The organism is Nordella sp. HKS 07 (assembly GCF_011046735.1).
Taxonomy (GTDB): Bacteria; Pseudomonadota; Alphaproteobacteria; order Rhizobiales; family Aestuariivirgaceae; genus Taklimakanibacter.
Genome location: NZ_CP049258.1, coordinates 1,357,660 through 1,372,435 on the forward strand (window position 1 = coordinate 1,357,660; position 14,776 = coordinate 1,372,435).

At 63.4% G+C, this 14,776-nt stretch carries 13 protein-coding genes; 3 read left to right on the forward strand and 10 right to left on the reverse strand.

Translation table 11 applies throughout. From position 1 onward, the window contains the following. Positions 1-116 precede the first annotated feature (116 nt). Both G5V57_RS06430 and G5V57_RS06435 read right to left on the reverse strand, forming a co-directional pair. Positions 117-2,351 carry an FAD-dependent oxidoreductase gene (locus G5V57_RS06430; protein ID WP_165166721.1) on the reverse strand — a complete coding sequence of 745 codons (2,235 nt, stop codon included), beginning with the start codon at positions 2,349-2,351 and terminating at the stop codon, positions 117-119. Further along, positions 2,348-2,821: a RidA family protein gene (locus G5V57_RS06435; RefSeq protein WP_165166722.1), complete on the reverse strand. Its 474-nt coding sequence runs from the start codon at positions 2,819-2,821 to the stop codon at positions 2,348-2,350. The genes G5V57_RS06430 and G5V57_RS06435 overlap by 4 nt, the downstream gene beginning before the upstream one ends. Before the next feature lie 223 nt (positions 2,822-3,044). Here G5V57_RS06435 and G5V57_RS06440 point away from each other — a divergent pair, with 223 nt between their 5' ends. After that, positions 3,045-3,797, forward strand: a complete 753-nt coding sequence (locus G5V57_RS06440) for a FadR/GntR family transcriptional regulator (protein ID WP_206530216.1) — start codon at positions 3,045-3,047, stop codon at positions 3,795-3,797. A 118-nt stretch (positions 3,798-3,915) separates the two neighbouring features. Here the strand turns inward: G5V57_RS06440 and G5V57_RS06445 are convergent, their stop codons facing one another. After that, complete coding sequence (locus G5V57_RS06445; RefSeq protein ID WP_165166723.1) at positions 3,916-4,830, reverse strand: dihydrodipicolinate synthase family protein; 915 nt, start codon at positions 4,828-4,830, stop codon at positions 3,916-3,918. Positions 4,831-4,934: 104 nt separating this feature from the next. Next, on the reverse strand, positions 4,935-5,753 hold the full coding sequence (locus G5V57_RS06450; protein ID WP_165166724.1) for an amidohydrolase: 819 nt from the start codon (positions 5,751-5,753) through the stop codon (positions 4,935-4,937). Between the two features lie 96 nt (positions 5,754-5,849). Here G5V57_RS06450 and G5V57_RS06455 point away from each other — a divergent pair, with 96 nt between their 5' ends. Then, on the forward strand, positions 5,850-6,659 hold the full coding sequence (locus tag G5V57_RS06455; protein WP_165166725.1) for an NAD(P)-dependent oxidoreductase: 810 nt from the start codon (positions 5,850-5,852) through the stop codon (positions 6,657-6,659). Here G5V57_RS06455 and G5V57_RS06460 read toward each other — a convergent pair. From G5V57_RS06460 to G5V57_RS06485, 6 genes are all read right to left on the reverse strand, one after another. Beyond that, positions 6,656-7,750 carry a hypothetical protein gene (locus G5V57_RS06460; protein ID WP_165166726.1) on the reverse strand — a complete coding sequence of 365 codons (1,095 nt, stop codon included), beginning with the start codon at positions 7,748-7,750 and terminating at the stop codon, positions 6,656-6,658. The genes G5V57_RS06455 and G5V57_RS06460 overlap by 4 nt on opposite strands. Before the next feature lie 183 nt (positions 7,751-7,933). Beyond that, complete coding sequence (locus G5V57_RS06465) at positions 7,934-9,070, reverse strand: hypothetical protein (protein WP_165166727.1); 1,137 nt, start codon at positions 9,068-9,070, stop codon at positions 7,934-7,936. Between the two features lie 142 nt (positions 9,071-9,212). Continuing rightward, positions 9,213-10,019, reverse strand: a complete 807-nt coding sequence (locus G5V57_RS06470; RefSeq protein ID WP_165166728.1) for a sugar ABC transporter substrate-binding protein — start codon at positions 10,017-10,019, stop codon at positions 9,213-9,215. Positions 10,020-10,233: 214 nt separating this feature from the next. Beyond that, positions 10,234-11,163, reverse strand: a complete 930-nt coding sequence (locus G5V57_RS06475; RefSeq protein ID WP_165166729.1) for an ABC transporter permease — start codon at positions 11,161-11,163, stop codon at positions 10,234-10,236. A gap of 269 nt (positions 11,164-11,432) precedes the next feature. Next, the gene (locus G5V57_RS06480) at positions 11,433-12,380 is read right to left on the reverse strand and encodes an ABC transporter permease (RefSeq protein WP_165166730.1); all 948 of its coding nucleotides are present in this window, start codon (positions 12,378-12,380) and stop codon (positions 11,433-11,435) included. Next, positions 12,377-13,138, reverse strand: a complete 762-nt coding sequence (locus G5V57_RS06485; RefSeq protein ID WP_165166731.1) for an ATP-binding cassette domain-containing protein — start codon at positions 13,136-13,138, stop codon at positions 12,377-12,379. The genes G5V57_RS06480 and G5V57_RS06485 overlap by 4 nt, the downstream gene beginning before the upstream one ends. Before the next feature lie 93 nt (positions 13,139-13,231). Here G5V57_RS06485 and G5V57_RS06490 point away from each other — a divergent pair, with 93 nt between their 5' ends. Then, complete coding sequence (locus tag G5V57_RS06490; RefSeq protein WP_165166732.1) at positions 13,232-14,422, forward strand: ROK family transcriptional regulator; 1,191 nt, start codon at positions 13,232-13,234, stop codon at positions 14,420-14,422. Positions 14,423-14,776: the final 354 nt, after the last annotated feature.

Sequence of the window (14,776 nt, forward strand, 5' to 3'; positions counted from 1 at the left end):
GCGAAAGCCGGGACCCATTAAACTCTATCCACGCGACCAGCGCCGCCCAGATTGCTCTTATTCAATGGGCCCCGGCTTTCGCCGGGGTGACGTTATCGAAAATGACGGGCGCTTTTTCACACCACATGATCGCCGAGCTTGGGGAACGTCTCATGGCCCCATATCTGCCTTTCGCGGATGATCGCCTTCGGCCGCTCCGGATTGACGCTCTCGAATTCGCGCGCGATGCGATGGCCATCGAAGATCGCGTCCGCCAGGTAACGCGGCGCCAGGCAATCGCCCGAGCGCGCCACGACTTCGAGCCCTGACTCCTGCCAGCGCGGCTTGAACGCGATGAGATCGTCATGGAGAGCGGTCTTGGCTTCGCGCGCCGTGCACAGGATCACGCTGTCACAATCGAGAATCTCGACCGCATCGCCGAGCCGGCGCGGATAGACGCCGTTCTGCGGCGTCGTCGTGCGCCGTGAGCCGTCGCGGTAGCGGTCATAGAGCGCGACCTTGACGCCGGCCGCATCCTTCTCGACCTTGTCGACCCAGTGGCCGGTCCGCTCTTTGATGCCCTTCTCGCGCATCATGCGGCGCAGATTGTAGCCCTCGAGGGTAAGCGCCGTCATCGGCGCCACGGTTTCGAGATGCGTCACCAGAGTCACCTCCTTGCCCTGGTCCGCCAGCGTCTCGGCGATGCTGATGCCCATGAAATAGCCGTCCGAATCGAGCACCACGACGCGCCCGCCGATCGCCTTGCCGGCGAAGTACTGTTCCGGCGTGACGAAGTGGTCGAGCGCCGCGTCGATGCCGGGAACCGTATCGGGTCCGCTGGCGCCGAGGCCATTGCCGACCCAGCGCGCGCCCGTCGCCAGCACGACGCGCCGCGCGCCGTAATTAAGGATATCTTCCGCCGTGACGAGACCGGTGCCGCGCATCACCGTGATATTGGACATGCCCGCGATCTGGCTTTCACGATAATCATAGACGCGGCCCCATTCGGCAAGGCCGGGCAGCCGCACGACATCGCGCAGATGGCCGCCCAGCTGCTCCTTTGCCTCGACGAGATGCACTTCATAGCCGCGCTTGCCGAGCACGCGCGCGCATTCGAGGCCCGAGGGCCCCGCGCCCACCACCAGCACCATCTCTGGATTTGGTGCCGGCTCGAAGCGTTCCGGATGCCAGCCGCGCCGATACTCCTCGAGCGCCGTCGGATTCTGCGTGCAGATGATCATGTTGTTGAGGTTGAAACGCGACACGCAGGCATTGCAGCCGATGCATTCGCAGATATCCTCAACACGGCCTTCGTCGATCTTGCGCGGCAGCCACGGATCGGCGATCGAGGGGCGCGCGGCGCCGATGATGTCGAGCTGGCCCGAGCGGATCACCCGCACCATCTCGTCGGGTTCGGTGAAGCGTCCGACCCCCACCACCGGGACTTTGGCGATGCGCTTGACTTCGGCGTTCCACGGTGACTGGTGGTTCGACTTGTAGAAGCGCGACGGGCCGGAATCCTCGCCCCACATGTCCTCGCCCGAGCCGCCGATGATGACGTCCCACATGTCGACTAGGCCGAGTTTGGTGATGTAGTCGACGAAAGCGAGGCCTTCATCATGAAGCTCGAGCCCCCAGGGGCCGGCGAGATCGTCGATCGAGATGCGCGTGGCCACCGCGCAGTCATCGCCCGCGACCTTCTTCAGCCTTTCGAGCGCCTCGACCCAGAAGCGGGCGCGATTCTCGAACGAGCCGCCATAGCCGTCGGTGCGGCGGTTGAAATGGCGCGACAGCGCATGCACCGGGAAGACCCCGGCGGCGCCGTGAATATAGAGAATGTCGAAGCCGGCATCCTTGGCGCGCCGGGCCGCGTCCTCATACATCTGCATGACGCGGGCGATATCCTCCTCGGTCGCGGCATAGGTATAGACCTTGGGGGTCCCGCCCGAGGGAAAGCGATCGAAGGCAGGCGCCACATAGCGGCTCCACAGATTGTCCTTGACCCCGCCGGCGCCGAGCTCGACGCCGGCGAGCGCCCCCCATTTATGGACCTCGTCGACCATATGGCGGTGATTGATGACGTCGCCCTCGTCCCACATCGTCGTGTTGGTCGAGCCGGTCTGATTGACTTCCGGATGGATCGAGCAGGATTCGGTCGAGAGCCCGCCCCAGCCGCCTTCCGCTTTGACGGCGCGATGGCCGGCATTCGAGCCCGGGCGCGGATGGCCGGCGCCGGTGCATTGCGGCACCTGATAGAACCGGTTCTTCATCACCTTGGGGCCGATGCGGATAGGTTCGAACAACAGGTCATAGCGCGGATCGCGCCGGCGCGGCGCCGTGCCGGTCGGGTGGGCTGCCGATCCTTGCGTCATGGGGCGATCTCCACGATGGCCTCGACTTCGACGCCGACGCCACGCGGCAGGGTGGCGACGCCGATGGCGCTCCTGGCATGCCGGCCGGCGTCGCCGAAGACCTCCATGAGCAGTTCCGAGGCGCCGTTGGCGACACTCGAGGCATCGATGAAGGAGGGTGCGGCATTCACGAAGACGGTGAGCTTCAGGAAGCGCTTCACCCGCTCGATACGCCCGTCGAGGGCCTCCTCGAGCTGGACCACGAGGTTGAGCGCGCACAGCCGCGCCGCCTTGTAGCCTTCCTCATTGCTGAGTGTGTTACCAAGGCGACCCTTGAACAGGATCTCGTCGCCGCGCCGCGGTATCTGCCCGGACATGAAGACCAGATTTCCCATTGTCGCGGCCTGCAGGAAGAAAGGCGAGCCCGGCTTCGCGGCGGGCGGTAGTTCCGCGCCGAGAGCGGCGAGGCGGTCCTTGAAATTTACACTCATGATATGAAGTCCCTGTCGGTGATAGCTGGCCGCTGACCGCCCGGACCCCGGCTACAGGCCCGATCTTGCGTTCCGGCCGCATAATTGTAAACTTATCTGACATCTTTGGGCAAGCTATCCCTTGGGGGACTTGCACAAGATCAGGCGATGCTGCAAACACGGGCGGGTTGCAATCGGCGCGGATAACGCGCGGAAGAGAAACGGAAAGACGGGAGTTAAGGGTTTGGCTCGCAAATCCAGCGAAAAAGCGCAGCGCAAAGCGGAATGGCAGGTGCAATCACCGAGCCGGCCGTCTCGCCTTGCCGACCAGCTCTATGGCCAGATCCTCGACCGCATCGTCTCGGGCGCTCTGCCCGAAGGCGAAAAGCTGCCGTCCGAAAGCCAGCTCTGCGAACTATACAGCGTATCGCGGCCGGTGGTGCGCGAGGCCCTGTCGCGTCTGCAGGCTGACCGCGTCGTGATCTCGCGCCATGGTTCCGGCACCTTCGTCCAGCGCCGCCCGAACCAGGCCTTCTCTATGCTGGCGCCGATCGACGACATTGCCGGGCTGATGCGCTGCATGGAGTTCCGCATCGGACTCGAGGGTGAGGCTGCCTTTCTCGCCGCCACCCGGCGCACCGAGGCCGATCTCGACCGCATGAAGCGTGCATTCGACGAGCTGGAGAAGGTCATCGCCAGGGGCGAGGTCGGCAGCGAGGCCGATCAGGCCTTCCACGTGGCGATCGGCGCCGCCGCCCAGAATCAGCTGTTCGTCCAGATGATGGAAGTGCTTTCCGAACACACTTTGCGCGGCATGGAGCTGGCGCGCACATTGTCGCTGCGCCAGAGCACCAGGCGGCTGCAGCTCGTTCAGCAGGAACACAGCCGCATCCTTGCCGCGATCGCCGCCGAGGAGCCGGAAGAAGCGCGCAACGCCATGCGCACCCATATCGACAACGCCCGCCTGCGCGTCCTCAGCGACAGCATCGAACCCTAATTTCCGCGCGCGCAGATCTACAGCATCGGACCGAAAAGTGCGAAGCGGTTTTCGGATAACCGATGCGCAAATCAAAGAGTTAGAGCGCCGGACCGATTCCATGTGAGTGTCCGGCGCTCTAGGCGGCTTTCGCCAGCGCGGCATCGAACATCTGCAGCTGACGTGCCACCGGCGCCACGCGCGCGCGCTCGATATTGTCGAGATTGGACAGAAGCGGAAGAATCGGCCCCATATCGGCGATGCCGGCGAGTGTCACCCCGTCATGCAGAACGCGCGTCGGATTGATCGCATCGCGTTCATTCTCGAAAGGCAGGAAGAGCTCACGCAAGCGCTCGGCCTCGGTATGGTCCTCCGCTTTCAGCGCCGCGAGCAGCGCGCTGGAAAGCCGAGGCGCGATCGACACCGACCCGGAGGTGAAGCCTCTGAGCCCGAACTGGCGCCAATGCTGGATGGCGGGCCGCTCGCCGATGCCGCTGATGATGCGCGACCGGTCGACCGCCGTCACGAGCTGGCTGAGATAGGAGTCGCGACCCGGATCATCGCGCACGATCGCATATTTGATGGCGGCGACCACGCCTTTGTCGTGTAGCCGCGCCACCGAGGCCACCGAGAGATAGCTCTCCGATTTGAGATAGAGGATGACCGGCCGCCCGAACGCGTCGGCGAAGCGACTGATGCCGTCCGCGGTGCCGGCATCGGTCGAGAAGCCGCTCGCCGGCAGGACCATGGCGGTGGGGAACGGCCGCTCGCGCAGGAAGCGCGCCTGATCCATGAGCTTGCCGAAATCGGGGCCGGCCGAGGGAATGATCCAGCTTGTGGGCGCCGCAAGCTCGAGCAGCATGTCGAGCACACGCGGATAGTCGCTCACCCCCAGATGATAGAAATTGGCGTTGCCGCCATACATCAGCGTCGACACGCCACCGGCTTCGAGATGACGGATGAGCGCCCCATTGGCCTTGATATTGAGGGTCAGGTCGGCGTTGCGGGCGAGCGGCGGCACCGCAACGACGGATTTTCCCGGATCACTATGCACTGGTCTTCCCCGTCGGCGAGTCGTGGTTGCTGGAAGGGTGAGATCGAGTCCTAGCCCGCCCGCGGCCTACGAGTCAACCAGAGACATAAACTTGTCTTACGTCTTTAAGCGCCGAACAGGCGGCGGGCGGTCTCGCCCATCACCAGCCTTCTGCCCGCTACCGTGGGGCCGGGGAAATTTTGGCCCCAGGCGATGAGCTTCTCATAGGCGCAGAGCCTGGCCGCACCTGGATAGTCCGAACCGAACATCACGCGCTCCGCCCCGAAGCGGGCGAGCACCGCTTCGTAGAAGGGCATGATGTCGGCGAAGGGATAGGGAGTCTCGGCATCTTCGGCGACGCAGAGCAGCTTGAAATAGACATTGCGATGGGCGGCCAGGAGATCGAGATGACGCGCCGCATCGGCCCGCGCATGGATGTCCGGCCCCAGATAATCAATGATGAAAGGCGTCGACACATAACGTTCGGCCAGTTCCGCCACTACCGGCGCCTGGTCGATATCCATATGGAAAGAGACGGAAAGCCTGAGCTCTTCGGCTGCGTCGAACAGGCGGCGCCGATCCGGCGCCAGAAGGCCGGCGCAGTCGCCCTGACGGATCGTGTTGAGGCGCAGCCCGCGATAGCTGTTTTCGGCAAGGAGCTGCCGCAGATCGGCATCGGGAACTGAGGATGCGGGATCGACGAGGCAGACGCCGACGAAGCGCTCAGGATGAGCCTTCAGGCATGCCGCGAGATAGCGGTGATCGCGGCCATAGACGCTGGGCTGCACCAGCACCGCCATCGCGACGCCGGCCCGATCCATGTCGGCGATCAGCGTCTCGACCGGGGCGGGCGATTGCGGCGGCGGCACATGGGCGAGCAGCGGCTGCCAGGGATAGGCGAAAGGATCCGCCGACCAGACATGGACATGGCTATCGACAATCATCTCACCTTCCGGGTTGCGCTCGTGCTGACACGCAGCATATAAACTCGCCTGACAAGTTTGTCCAAGCGCCGTTCAACCAACCGGGACCCATACGACATGACCGATACCCGCCCGACCCTGCTCACCGGCGCCGCCGGCATCCTCGGCCGCTGGCTGAGGCCGCGCCTGATCGAGAAATATGGCGCGCTGCGTTCCTCCGATGTGGTCGAGTTCGCTCCGGCGCTGCCTGGCGAGGAGATCGTCGTCGCCGATCTCGCCGACGCCGAGGCGGTGGACCGCCTGGTCAACGGCGTGGGAAGGATCATCCATTTCGGTGGCATCTCCTTCGAGACGACCTTCGACCGCATCCTCGCTTCCAACATCGCCGGCACTTACAATGTCTTCGAGGCGGCCCGCCGGCATAATGCCGGTCCCGTCGTCTATTCCAGCTCCAACCATGCCATCGGCTTCTACACCCGCGACGACCGGCTCGATGCCAGCGTCACCCAGCGTCCCGATTCGCTGTATGGCGTATCCAAAGCCTTCGGCGAAGACCTCGCCAGCTTCTTCGCCGACAAATACGGCATGGATATCGCCTGCCTGCGCATCGGCACGGCGCGGCCCGATCCCATCGATCCGCGCCATCTCTCGACCTGGCAGAGCTATGAGGATCTCCTGCGCATGATCGAGGCCTGCTTCGCCGCGCCGGAGCTCGGCTGCACGATTCTCTATGGCGTTTCGAACAATGACCGAAGCTGGTGGAGCAACCATCTGGCTCCTCATGTCGACTATCACCCGCAGGACAATGCCGAGACCTTTGCCGCCAAGCTGATCCCCGATGGCGACAAGCGCGACTTCACCGATCCCGCGGTCAAATACCAGGGTGGTCCTTTCGTCTCCGACGGTTACGCGCCGAGGCGGCGCTAGACCCTATTCTTCTTCCCGGCTTCGCGGCGCATTTCGGCTCGCATTGATCGATCCCGCCACGGTGTTCCATACATTGTTCCCGGCGGCAGCGAATTAAGGAGATTGTTCGCCTGCTCATAGGAGAGGAAAGACGAGGCCGCGCTTGTCTGCCTCCTGCTTACCGCAACTTCCCAAGGCGTGCCTCTCTGGCCCTGGATGCGCGCTATTGAAGTCACGATGAAGCCCGCCGGCTCTTCGCAGGCCTGCACCCGGACAATAGGACAGCGCTTTGCGGGATTTGGCCAGATTTGCCGAAAACTATCGTTCAATATGCCCCTATGGTTTTCACTTGGCTCGCTGCTTAGCCTTGTCAACATAAGACCGTAGCGATCTCCGGCAATGACGACCGCATCGCAACAGGCGGCAATATCTCTCGCACATACTAGAGGCGGAAAACCAGAATCGAACTGTGGATAAAGCCACGCTTCGAAGCTGCAAGCATGGCCCAGCTCTTCGAACGTCGAACAGTTGAGGATCCAGACATGTTTTCCGACGTTTCCGAAATTGACCGTCCTCGAAAGGACCGCAAACTTGCCGTCGCAATAGGCAGCTGCTTCTATTTGCTCATAGGTGCCGTGGACGGGCAGCATGATCCGGGAGGGCGTCTGCGCCCCCGCCGATGTCAGTTCGTAACGCAGGAGCCATTTCGGCTGCACGATATTATCGAGGGCAAGCAACGTGTCTTGGTGAATGGCCAGCGCATCGATATCCTTGTCGCAAGGGAGGGATATCCATGTCGTTGCCGGCTCCCACTCTGCGGTGGCGAGGAGTCTCTTCCCGCCCGCCGCGATGAAGAGCCAGTTCCGCCACACCACCAGGTCAAAGGGGTGCGAACGCGGAGGAAGCGGTATCGACCAGCGTTTCCCGCTCTGCGGCTCGTGGAAATGAACAGCCGGATCAGCGCGACTGACGAAAACAAAGAAGCACCCGTTCCTGATCCACTTCGTGACAGGCGGTACGTTCAGATCATGGTCCGGTTCATAAACATCACCGGCAGCCCTGAAACTGAAAGTTGAGTGGTTATGAGGCGCGAGAAATTGTGTTTCGGGCATGATACACTCGCCGTTGATATCGCGGAGTGTTTCATTCTCAAGGAGACTGCCGAAGGTTGCAAGCCGTGCCTCAACTTAAGATCGCAATCGCAGCAAATAAATTCTGCCGATCAGGTCCGAAGGGGCGCTGCAACGGCATCTGAAAGCGAATGGTCGGCGCCAGCACGGTAGCAGCCCACGCCGCTACCGCCGGAACGCCCGCAGCCGCTCGATGCGCCGCTTGCCTTCCGCCGTGCCGCGCATGTCGAGGAAGTCGGTGAAGGTGAAGACGCAAAGCCCGTCCGTCTCGCTCTTTTCGAGGCCGTCGACCATGCCGATGAACTCATCGGTGGTGATCTCGGTGGCGCGGCCACGATCGGCATGCATGCCATCGAGATAGAGTGCCCCGCCCTGGATGGTCGAGACGGTGGTGGATCGGCTGCGCCGCTTGACGTCGGTGGCGATCTCGGCCGGCCAGGTCGGCGGCCGCCTGAGAATCTGGTGATAGGCCATCACTTCGAAGACATCTGCCACCTCTTTCAGCCGTGACGGGCTCTGGCCGAAGACCTCCTCCACCACATTGTCGAAATCCGAGAGGAAGAAGGGCAGCGTGTTGATGGCGATCTTGATGTCGGGCTTGATGGCGCGCAGCGCATCGCGGATGCGGCCCACTGCCGCGACCGTCACGCCGCACTTCCAATCGCGCCAGGCCGCTTTGTGCGCCTTGGCGATCAGCGCCGCCGCCGCGACCGGATCGCTGACCGGCACATCGAGTCCCGTCGCGTCGCGGAAGCGGGCAAGGGTCTCGTCCCCGTAGCAGTAATCCGGCATGTCGGCGCGCTTCACATCGGGCAGCCAGATCTCCCAGAAGCCCGGCCAGCGGATGAAGCCCAGATGCACGCCGTCCGGCGCGAGCGCCTTAGTGGCGTTTTCGAGCAGCGCCAGCTTGTGGTCGATATTGCGTTTGCGGTCGGGCGGCAGGCCGATATACCAATCGGTCTTGCCCTCGCGCCGGCCGAACTGGTCGATCGGCAGAAGCTCCTGGTTGGCGGCGATGAATTGCGGATCGAAGCCGATATTGATGCTGGCGAAATAGGCGATGCCGCGCGCTTTCAGTGCGTCGCGGAAAGCACGGTCATTGAGCGTTTCGAAGCGCGCTTGCTCTTCCGCCGTCACCTCGCTTTCGATCGCGCTGTCCTGCATCGGCAGGATCTTGCTCTGCGCCATGACATAGGTGACGCCCATCGACGCCAGGATATCCGCCGCCTGCTGCGGCTCCAGCCGGTGCCGCAGATACCAGACATTGTCATAGATCTTCATTCCGACGCGCGGATCAAACATGACGCTCAACCTTCGAAAGAGGGGGAATATGCCGGCCGGATGATCCGGCCGGCTGTCGCGCGGCGTAGCGCGGTTCTGTCGTTTAGCTGGCGCATCGGATTGTCCGAAAACCGCTTTGCACTTTTCGGCCCGATGCTCTAGCTCACCACTCGCCCTTGAACTCTTTCACATTGGCGGAGGTGATTTTGGGCATCGGGATGATGTTCCGCTTCTCGGCGAGCTTCTCTCCCTTGGCGAGCTTCACCGCGAAATCGAGCGCCTGTTTGGCGTCGGTGGTCGGCGACTGGTCCATCGTGCCATACATGAGACCGTCGCGGATCGCCTTGAGCCCGTTGATCGTGCCGCCGGTGCCGACCACCTTGATGTCGCCGCGACCCGCCGCCTTGAAGACTTCAGCCGCCGCCGCACCTGAATTGTCGTCCTGCGCGAATACGCCCTTGAGCTGGTCGCCATAAGCGGTCAGGAACGCCTGCGCCACGTCTTTTGCCTTGACCGGATTCCAGTCGGCCGTCTGCGAGCCGATGATGGTGATCTTTGAGTTGAGCTTGGCGAGGCCGTCCTTGAGTCCTTGCGTGCGTAGAAGCGTCGTGCTCTGGCCGGGCGAGCCCTCGATGACCGCGATGGCGCCCTCGCCTTTCAGTGCGTCATTCAGCAGTTCGGCAGCGATCACGCCCTGCACATAGTCGTCGGGACCGGAATAGCCGGCTAGCAGTGCCTGGCCTGCTTCCGCCGGCTCGTTCGACACTGCGAGAATGGGGATGCCGGCCTCGCTCGCCTTCTTCAGCGCCGGGACCACGGCATTGCCGTCGAGCGATGTGACGAGCAGCACATTCACCTTGCGGTTGACCAGCGTCGCGATATCGCTGCTCTGCTTGGCGATATCGCCATCGGCACTGAGCGTCACGACTTCGACACCGTCCATGCCCTTGGCCGCGGCCTCGAAGCGCATTGGTGACGGCGGCGATATAGGGCCAGCCGAGATTGGGCTGCGAATGGCCGATCACGATCTTCTCCGCCGCGGCGGCGTAAGACGTGGCGGCCATGAAGGAGGCAAGCGCCGCGATCGCGACCCGCCTCGAGAATTTCAGGCTAACTGACATGACTCGTTCCTCTCCACACTTTTGTTACAGGCCGGAACGCCGGCCCCGGCGGCTTCTTCTTTCTCAGCGCGGCCGCGCGCGCTGCAGCAGGCCCTCCACCACGACCAGGGCGAACAGCAGCCCGCCTATGGTCATGCGTTGATAATAGGAAGGCACGCCAAGAAGGTTCATGACGTTGATCAGGCAGCCGACGAAGAGGAGGCCGCACAAGGCGCCCATGATCGAGCCCTCGCCACCGCGTAAGGAAGCGCCGCCGATCAAGGCGGCGGCCGCCGCGGTGAGCGGCGTCATCTCGCCGACGATAGGCGATCCGGTGCCGAGCCGCGCCGCCAGCAGGAGGCCGGCCAGCGCCGCGAGCGCGCCGCTTATGATGTAGCATTCGATCTTGAGACGGTTGACGCGCAATCCCGTCATCTGCGCGGCGCGCTCATCGGCGCCGACCGCATAGGCATGCCGGCCCCAGGGCCGATGATAGAGCAGCACATGGGCGGCCAGCATCACCGCGATCATGATGAGAAAGGCATAGGGCAAGGGATCGCCGCCGCCCAGCGCCAGGAAGGTGTCGTCGAGGCCGACGACGGGCCGCGTGTCGGTGTAAGCGAGCGTCGCGCCGCGCACCATCACCATCATGGCGAGCGTGGCGATGAAGGGATTGATCTTGAGCCTTGTCACCAAGGTGCCGCTCAGAAAACCGGACAAGCTTCCAACGACAAGCGCGCCGGCAGTCGCGGGCAGGATACCGAAGGGCAGCAGCACCACCGCGGCGACGCCGCCCATCGCCATCACCGCGCCGACCGAGAGGTCGAAGCCACCGGCGATCATGACAGTGGTCATGCCGGCGACGATGAGACCGTCGGTCGAGATCGATTCCGCGAGCGTGCGCAGATTGCCGAGCGACCAGAAGCCGTCGACGAAGCTCGCGGCAACGAGCAGCGGAATGATCGGCGGCTTGATGAAGAGGCGTATCATCATCGGAAAGAGCGTGATGGACATGATCAGCGCCTCGTTCCGCATGGATGAGGGCCTAGACGCGCGAGCTGCCTCCGATTTCTCCCCTCTCCCGCTTGCGGGAGAGGGTGCCCGACAGGGCGGGTGAGGGTGTTGGATCGAGAGACACGTCCTCTGTCACGCCCTTTGCGGAGAACACCCTCATCCGGCGCTTCGCGCCACCTTCTCCCGCAAGCAGGAGAAGGGGAACTTGTCGGAAAGACGAAGCGGGAATGATCACGCAAGAAGGAGCCCGACAGGAGGTACTGCATCGCTCAGCCCCTCGCCCGTTGCCAGGAATAGAAGGCGACAGCGGCAGTGAGCACGACGCCCTGGACCAGGAGCTGCACCGGATACTGGTAGTTGAGGATGGTCATCACATTGGTGATGACGGCGATGACCCAGATGGCGGCGGCGGTGTCCGCAGGCCTGCCGATGCCGCCGGTCAAGCTGGTGCCGCCGAGCACGGCGGCGGTCAGCGCCGGGAATTCATAGCCGCGGATCGCGGTCGGATCGAGATTGCCGACTAGCGAGGCGATGAGCACGCCGGCGAGCGCTGCCAGCATGCCCGACATTACATAGGTAGCGATGCCCGTCCGCGCGACTTTGATGCCGGCGCGCCGCGCCGCCTCGATGTCGCCGCCCAGCGCATAGACATGCCGGCCGAAGACGGTGCGGCTCATCAGCACCGACAGCAGGACGACGAGCCCTAAGAAAATGTAGACGGAGACCGGAATGCCGAAATAGCGCGCCCGCGACAGCGAGGTGAAGAACTCGCTCATATCGTCGGCGCGCACATGCTGGCCGGAGACGAGCGCCAGCACGGCGCCGATGACCAGGAATTGCATGCCGATGGTGGCGACGATGGAATTGGCGCCGGCACGATAGACGGCCAGACCGTTGATGAGGCCGATGGCGCCGCCGATGGCGAGCGGCACCAGGATCGCCAGCAGCGTGTCGGCACCATCCGACGGATTGAGCAGCAGCGCCATCACCGCCGCCATCATCACGGTGGCGCCGGTCGAGAGATCGAACTGCCCGCCGATGAGCACGATGGTCATGCCGAGCGCCACGATTCCGGTGATGACGCCCTGCTGCAGCACGGCGGCGATATTGGCCGGCGACAGGAATGGACCGGAGAGAAGGGACGCGCCGATCACCAGCACCAGCAGCACCGGCCAGATCGGCGTGATGAGGCGCCAGGGAGCGGAAGCGGCCGTCATTTCTGGTCGCCGTTGGAAATGAGCCTGCGGCCGCGGATGATCATGTCCACGACCTCGTCCTCATGCGTGTCCCGGGCGGTGAGCGCGCCGACGACCTCGCCGTTCTTGAGGACGACGATGCGGTCGGCGAGACGGAGCACGTCGCGCACATCATGGCTGATCAGCAGGATGCCGATGCCCTGGGCTCTGAGCCGCTTGATGAGCTCACCCACCTGCGCCGTCTCATGCGGACCCAAGGCCGCGGTCGGCTCATCCATGATGAGGAGCTGCACCTGGAAATGGATGGCCCGCGCAATGGCGATGGCCTGGCGCTGGCCGCCCGACATCTGGCGCACCGGACGCTCTATGTCGGTGAAATTGGGATTGAGATCGGTGAGCGCCTTGGCCGCTTCTTCGGCCATCTTCTTCTTGTCGAGGAAGCCGAAGCGGGTACGCAATTCGCGCCCCAAAAAGAAATTCGCCGGTGCGTCGAGATTATCGGCGAGCGCCAGCGTCTGATAGATCGTCTCGATGGCATAGAGGCGCGCATCCGACGGCGAGGCAAAGGAAACAGGCTTGCCGCCGACGCGGATCTCGCCCGAGGACGGCGGAAAGACGCCGGAGAGAATCTGCACCAACACCGACTTGCCGGCCCCGTTATGGCCGACCAGAGCCACGACCTCGCCGCCACTTACCGAAAGATCGACCCCTTTCAGCGCGTGCACGCCACCGAACTGTTTGGTGATGCCGACAAGGTCTACCAAGGCGCCGTCAGTCATAATGTCCCTTCCTGCCCCGAGACTAGGAAAGGCGACTATCAGAGTCAATAAATCAATTTCATTGTTTTACTTTAATGGAGTAACCTCTCAGCCATGCTTGATGGAAATTCAACGCCCCTTCCCGCACTTTCCGCCAATTCCGCCAGCAGGGTCCGCCACCACAACCGGCGGGTCCTGCTCCACGCTTTGCGTGTGCAGGGCAGTCTGTCACGCGCCGAGCTGGCGCGGGCGACCGGCCTCACCCCGCAGGCCATCGCCAATATCGTTGGGGATCTGATCGGCGCGGGTCTGGTGCGCGAGGCCGGACGGCGCAAGGCCAAGCGCGGCCAGCCGCCGATCGAGATCGAGATCGCCAAGGACGGCGGCTATGCGCTGGGCATCCGTATCGACGCGACTCATTATCATGCCGTGGCCGCCGATCTCGCCGGCGACATCATCGAGACGCGTGAAGGCGCGGCCCCCGCCGTGGCGGGCGACGACTGGCTTCAGTTCCTCGGCGGCATTTATGCCGATTTCGCCCAGCGTTTCGGCGCCGATCGCTGCTTAGGGCTAGGCCTGGTGACACCCGGTCCCTTCGACACGTCGTGGCCGGGCATACCGACACCGGGCGCCGTCTCTTCCCTGCAGAGCCGCGCCATCGCCGAGCAGCTTGCGGAGAAGACGGGCAGCGACGTGCTGCTCGAGAACGACGCGACCGCTGCGGCGCTTGGCGAGAAGCTCTATGGCGAAGCGCGCAATCTCAACGATTTCTTTTATGTCTTCATCGGCGAGGGTGTCGGCGGCGGCATCGTGATTCGAGCCGAGCCCTATCGTGGCAACCGCGGCAATGCCGGCGAGTTCGGCCATGCTATCATCGATCCCCATGGCCCCCAGTGCTATTGCGGCAATCGCGGCTGCCTCGGCCAATATCTTTCCCTGAGCGCCATGCGCCGAGATCTCGCCGAGGCCACAGCGCGCGGAGAAGATGCGGACACGGCGCTGGAAGGCTGGATCGCGCGCGCCGGCGAAGCGTTGTCCTTTGGCCTCACCACGGTCGAGAACCTCTTCGATCCCGAGACAATCATCATCGGCGGCGCAGCACCTCCGGCGCTGCTCGAAAAGCTTGTCGCGAATTTGCGGACGCTCAGGCCCTCGGTGCGCCAGGATTTCGGCGTCGACCGCTTGCGGCTCAGCACGCTCGGCGAAAGAAGTGCGGCACTCGGCGCCTCAGCACTGCCGATCCTCGCCGCGACGACGTCGGGACCGGCGAATGAAGCTCAAAGAGTTCTAGTACTTCTAGTTTGAGCTTTGCGAGCTCGTCATCATGATCCTGGAACATTTGAAGATCTGACGCAGTTAAGAACCACCGCCGAATCCTCTTGAAATTCCACTGGTAGGAAATTAAAGTTCCTGACGTGCAGGACGACCTGCGCCTTGACTACCCCCGGGGACGACCTCGTTTCGCCAGCACGAAAGAGGACGTCGCGTGGTATCCGGTTCGCACCCCTTGAACGCAGGTCCTTCGCCCTATCCGGCGGAAAATCACTTGCGAGCGAAAGAGCTCAACTGGCGCGAGCTCACCTTCCTTACCTTCCCACCACACTGCCCCTGAGCGACGCCATGGCTGGCCTGCGTCATCCATACACGCCAGCTGCCAGG

Coding starts and splice junctions, on each gene's coding strand:
- G5V57_RS06435 (WP_165166722.1), bottom strand. CDS start 2,821: ATGAGTGTAAATTTCAAGGACCGCCTCGCCGCTCTCGGCGCGGAACTA.
- G5V57_RS06430 (WP_165166721.1), bottom strand. CDS start 2,351: ATGACGCAAGGATCGGCAGCCCACCCGACCGGCACGGCGCCGCGCCGG.
- G5V57_RS06455 (WP_165166725.1), top strand. CDS start 5,850: ATGACCGATACCCGCCCGACCCTGCTCACCGGCGCCGCCGGCATCCTC.
- G5V57_RS06480 (WP_165166730.1), bottom strand. CDS start 12,380: ATGACGGCCGCTTCCGCTCCCTGGCGCCTCATCACGCCGATCTGGCCG.
- G5V57_RS06465 (WP_165166727.1), bottom strand. CDS start 9,070: ATGTTTGATCCGCGCGTCGGAATGAAGATCTATGACAATGTCTGGTAT.
- G5V57_RS06475 (WP_165166729.1), bottom strand. CDS start 11,163: ATGTCCATCACGCTCTTTCCGATGATGATACGCCTCTTCATCAAGCCG.
- G5V57_RS06450 (WP_165166724.1), bottom strand. CDS start 5,753: ATGATTGTCGATAGCCATGTCCATGTCTGGTCGGCGGATCCTTTCGCC.
- G5V57_RS06490 (WP_165166732.1), top strand. CDS start 13,232: ATGCTTGATGGAAATTCAACGCCCCTTCCCGCACTTTCCGCCAATTCC.
- G5V57_RS06460 (WP_165166726.1), bottom strand. CDS start 7,750: ATGCCCGAAACACAATTTCTCGCGCCTCATAACCACTCAACTTTCAGT.
- G5V57_RS06470 (WP_165166728.1), bottom strand. CDS start 10,019: ATGCGCTTCGAGGCCGCGGCCAAGGGCATGGACGGTGTCGAAGTCGTG.
- G5V57_RS06485 (WP_165166731.1), bottom strand. CDS start 13,138: ATGACTGACGGCGCCTTGGTAGACCTTGTCGGCATCACCAAACAGTTC.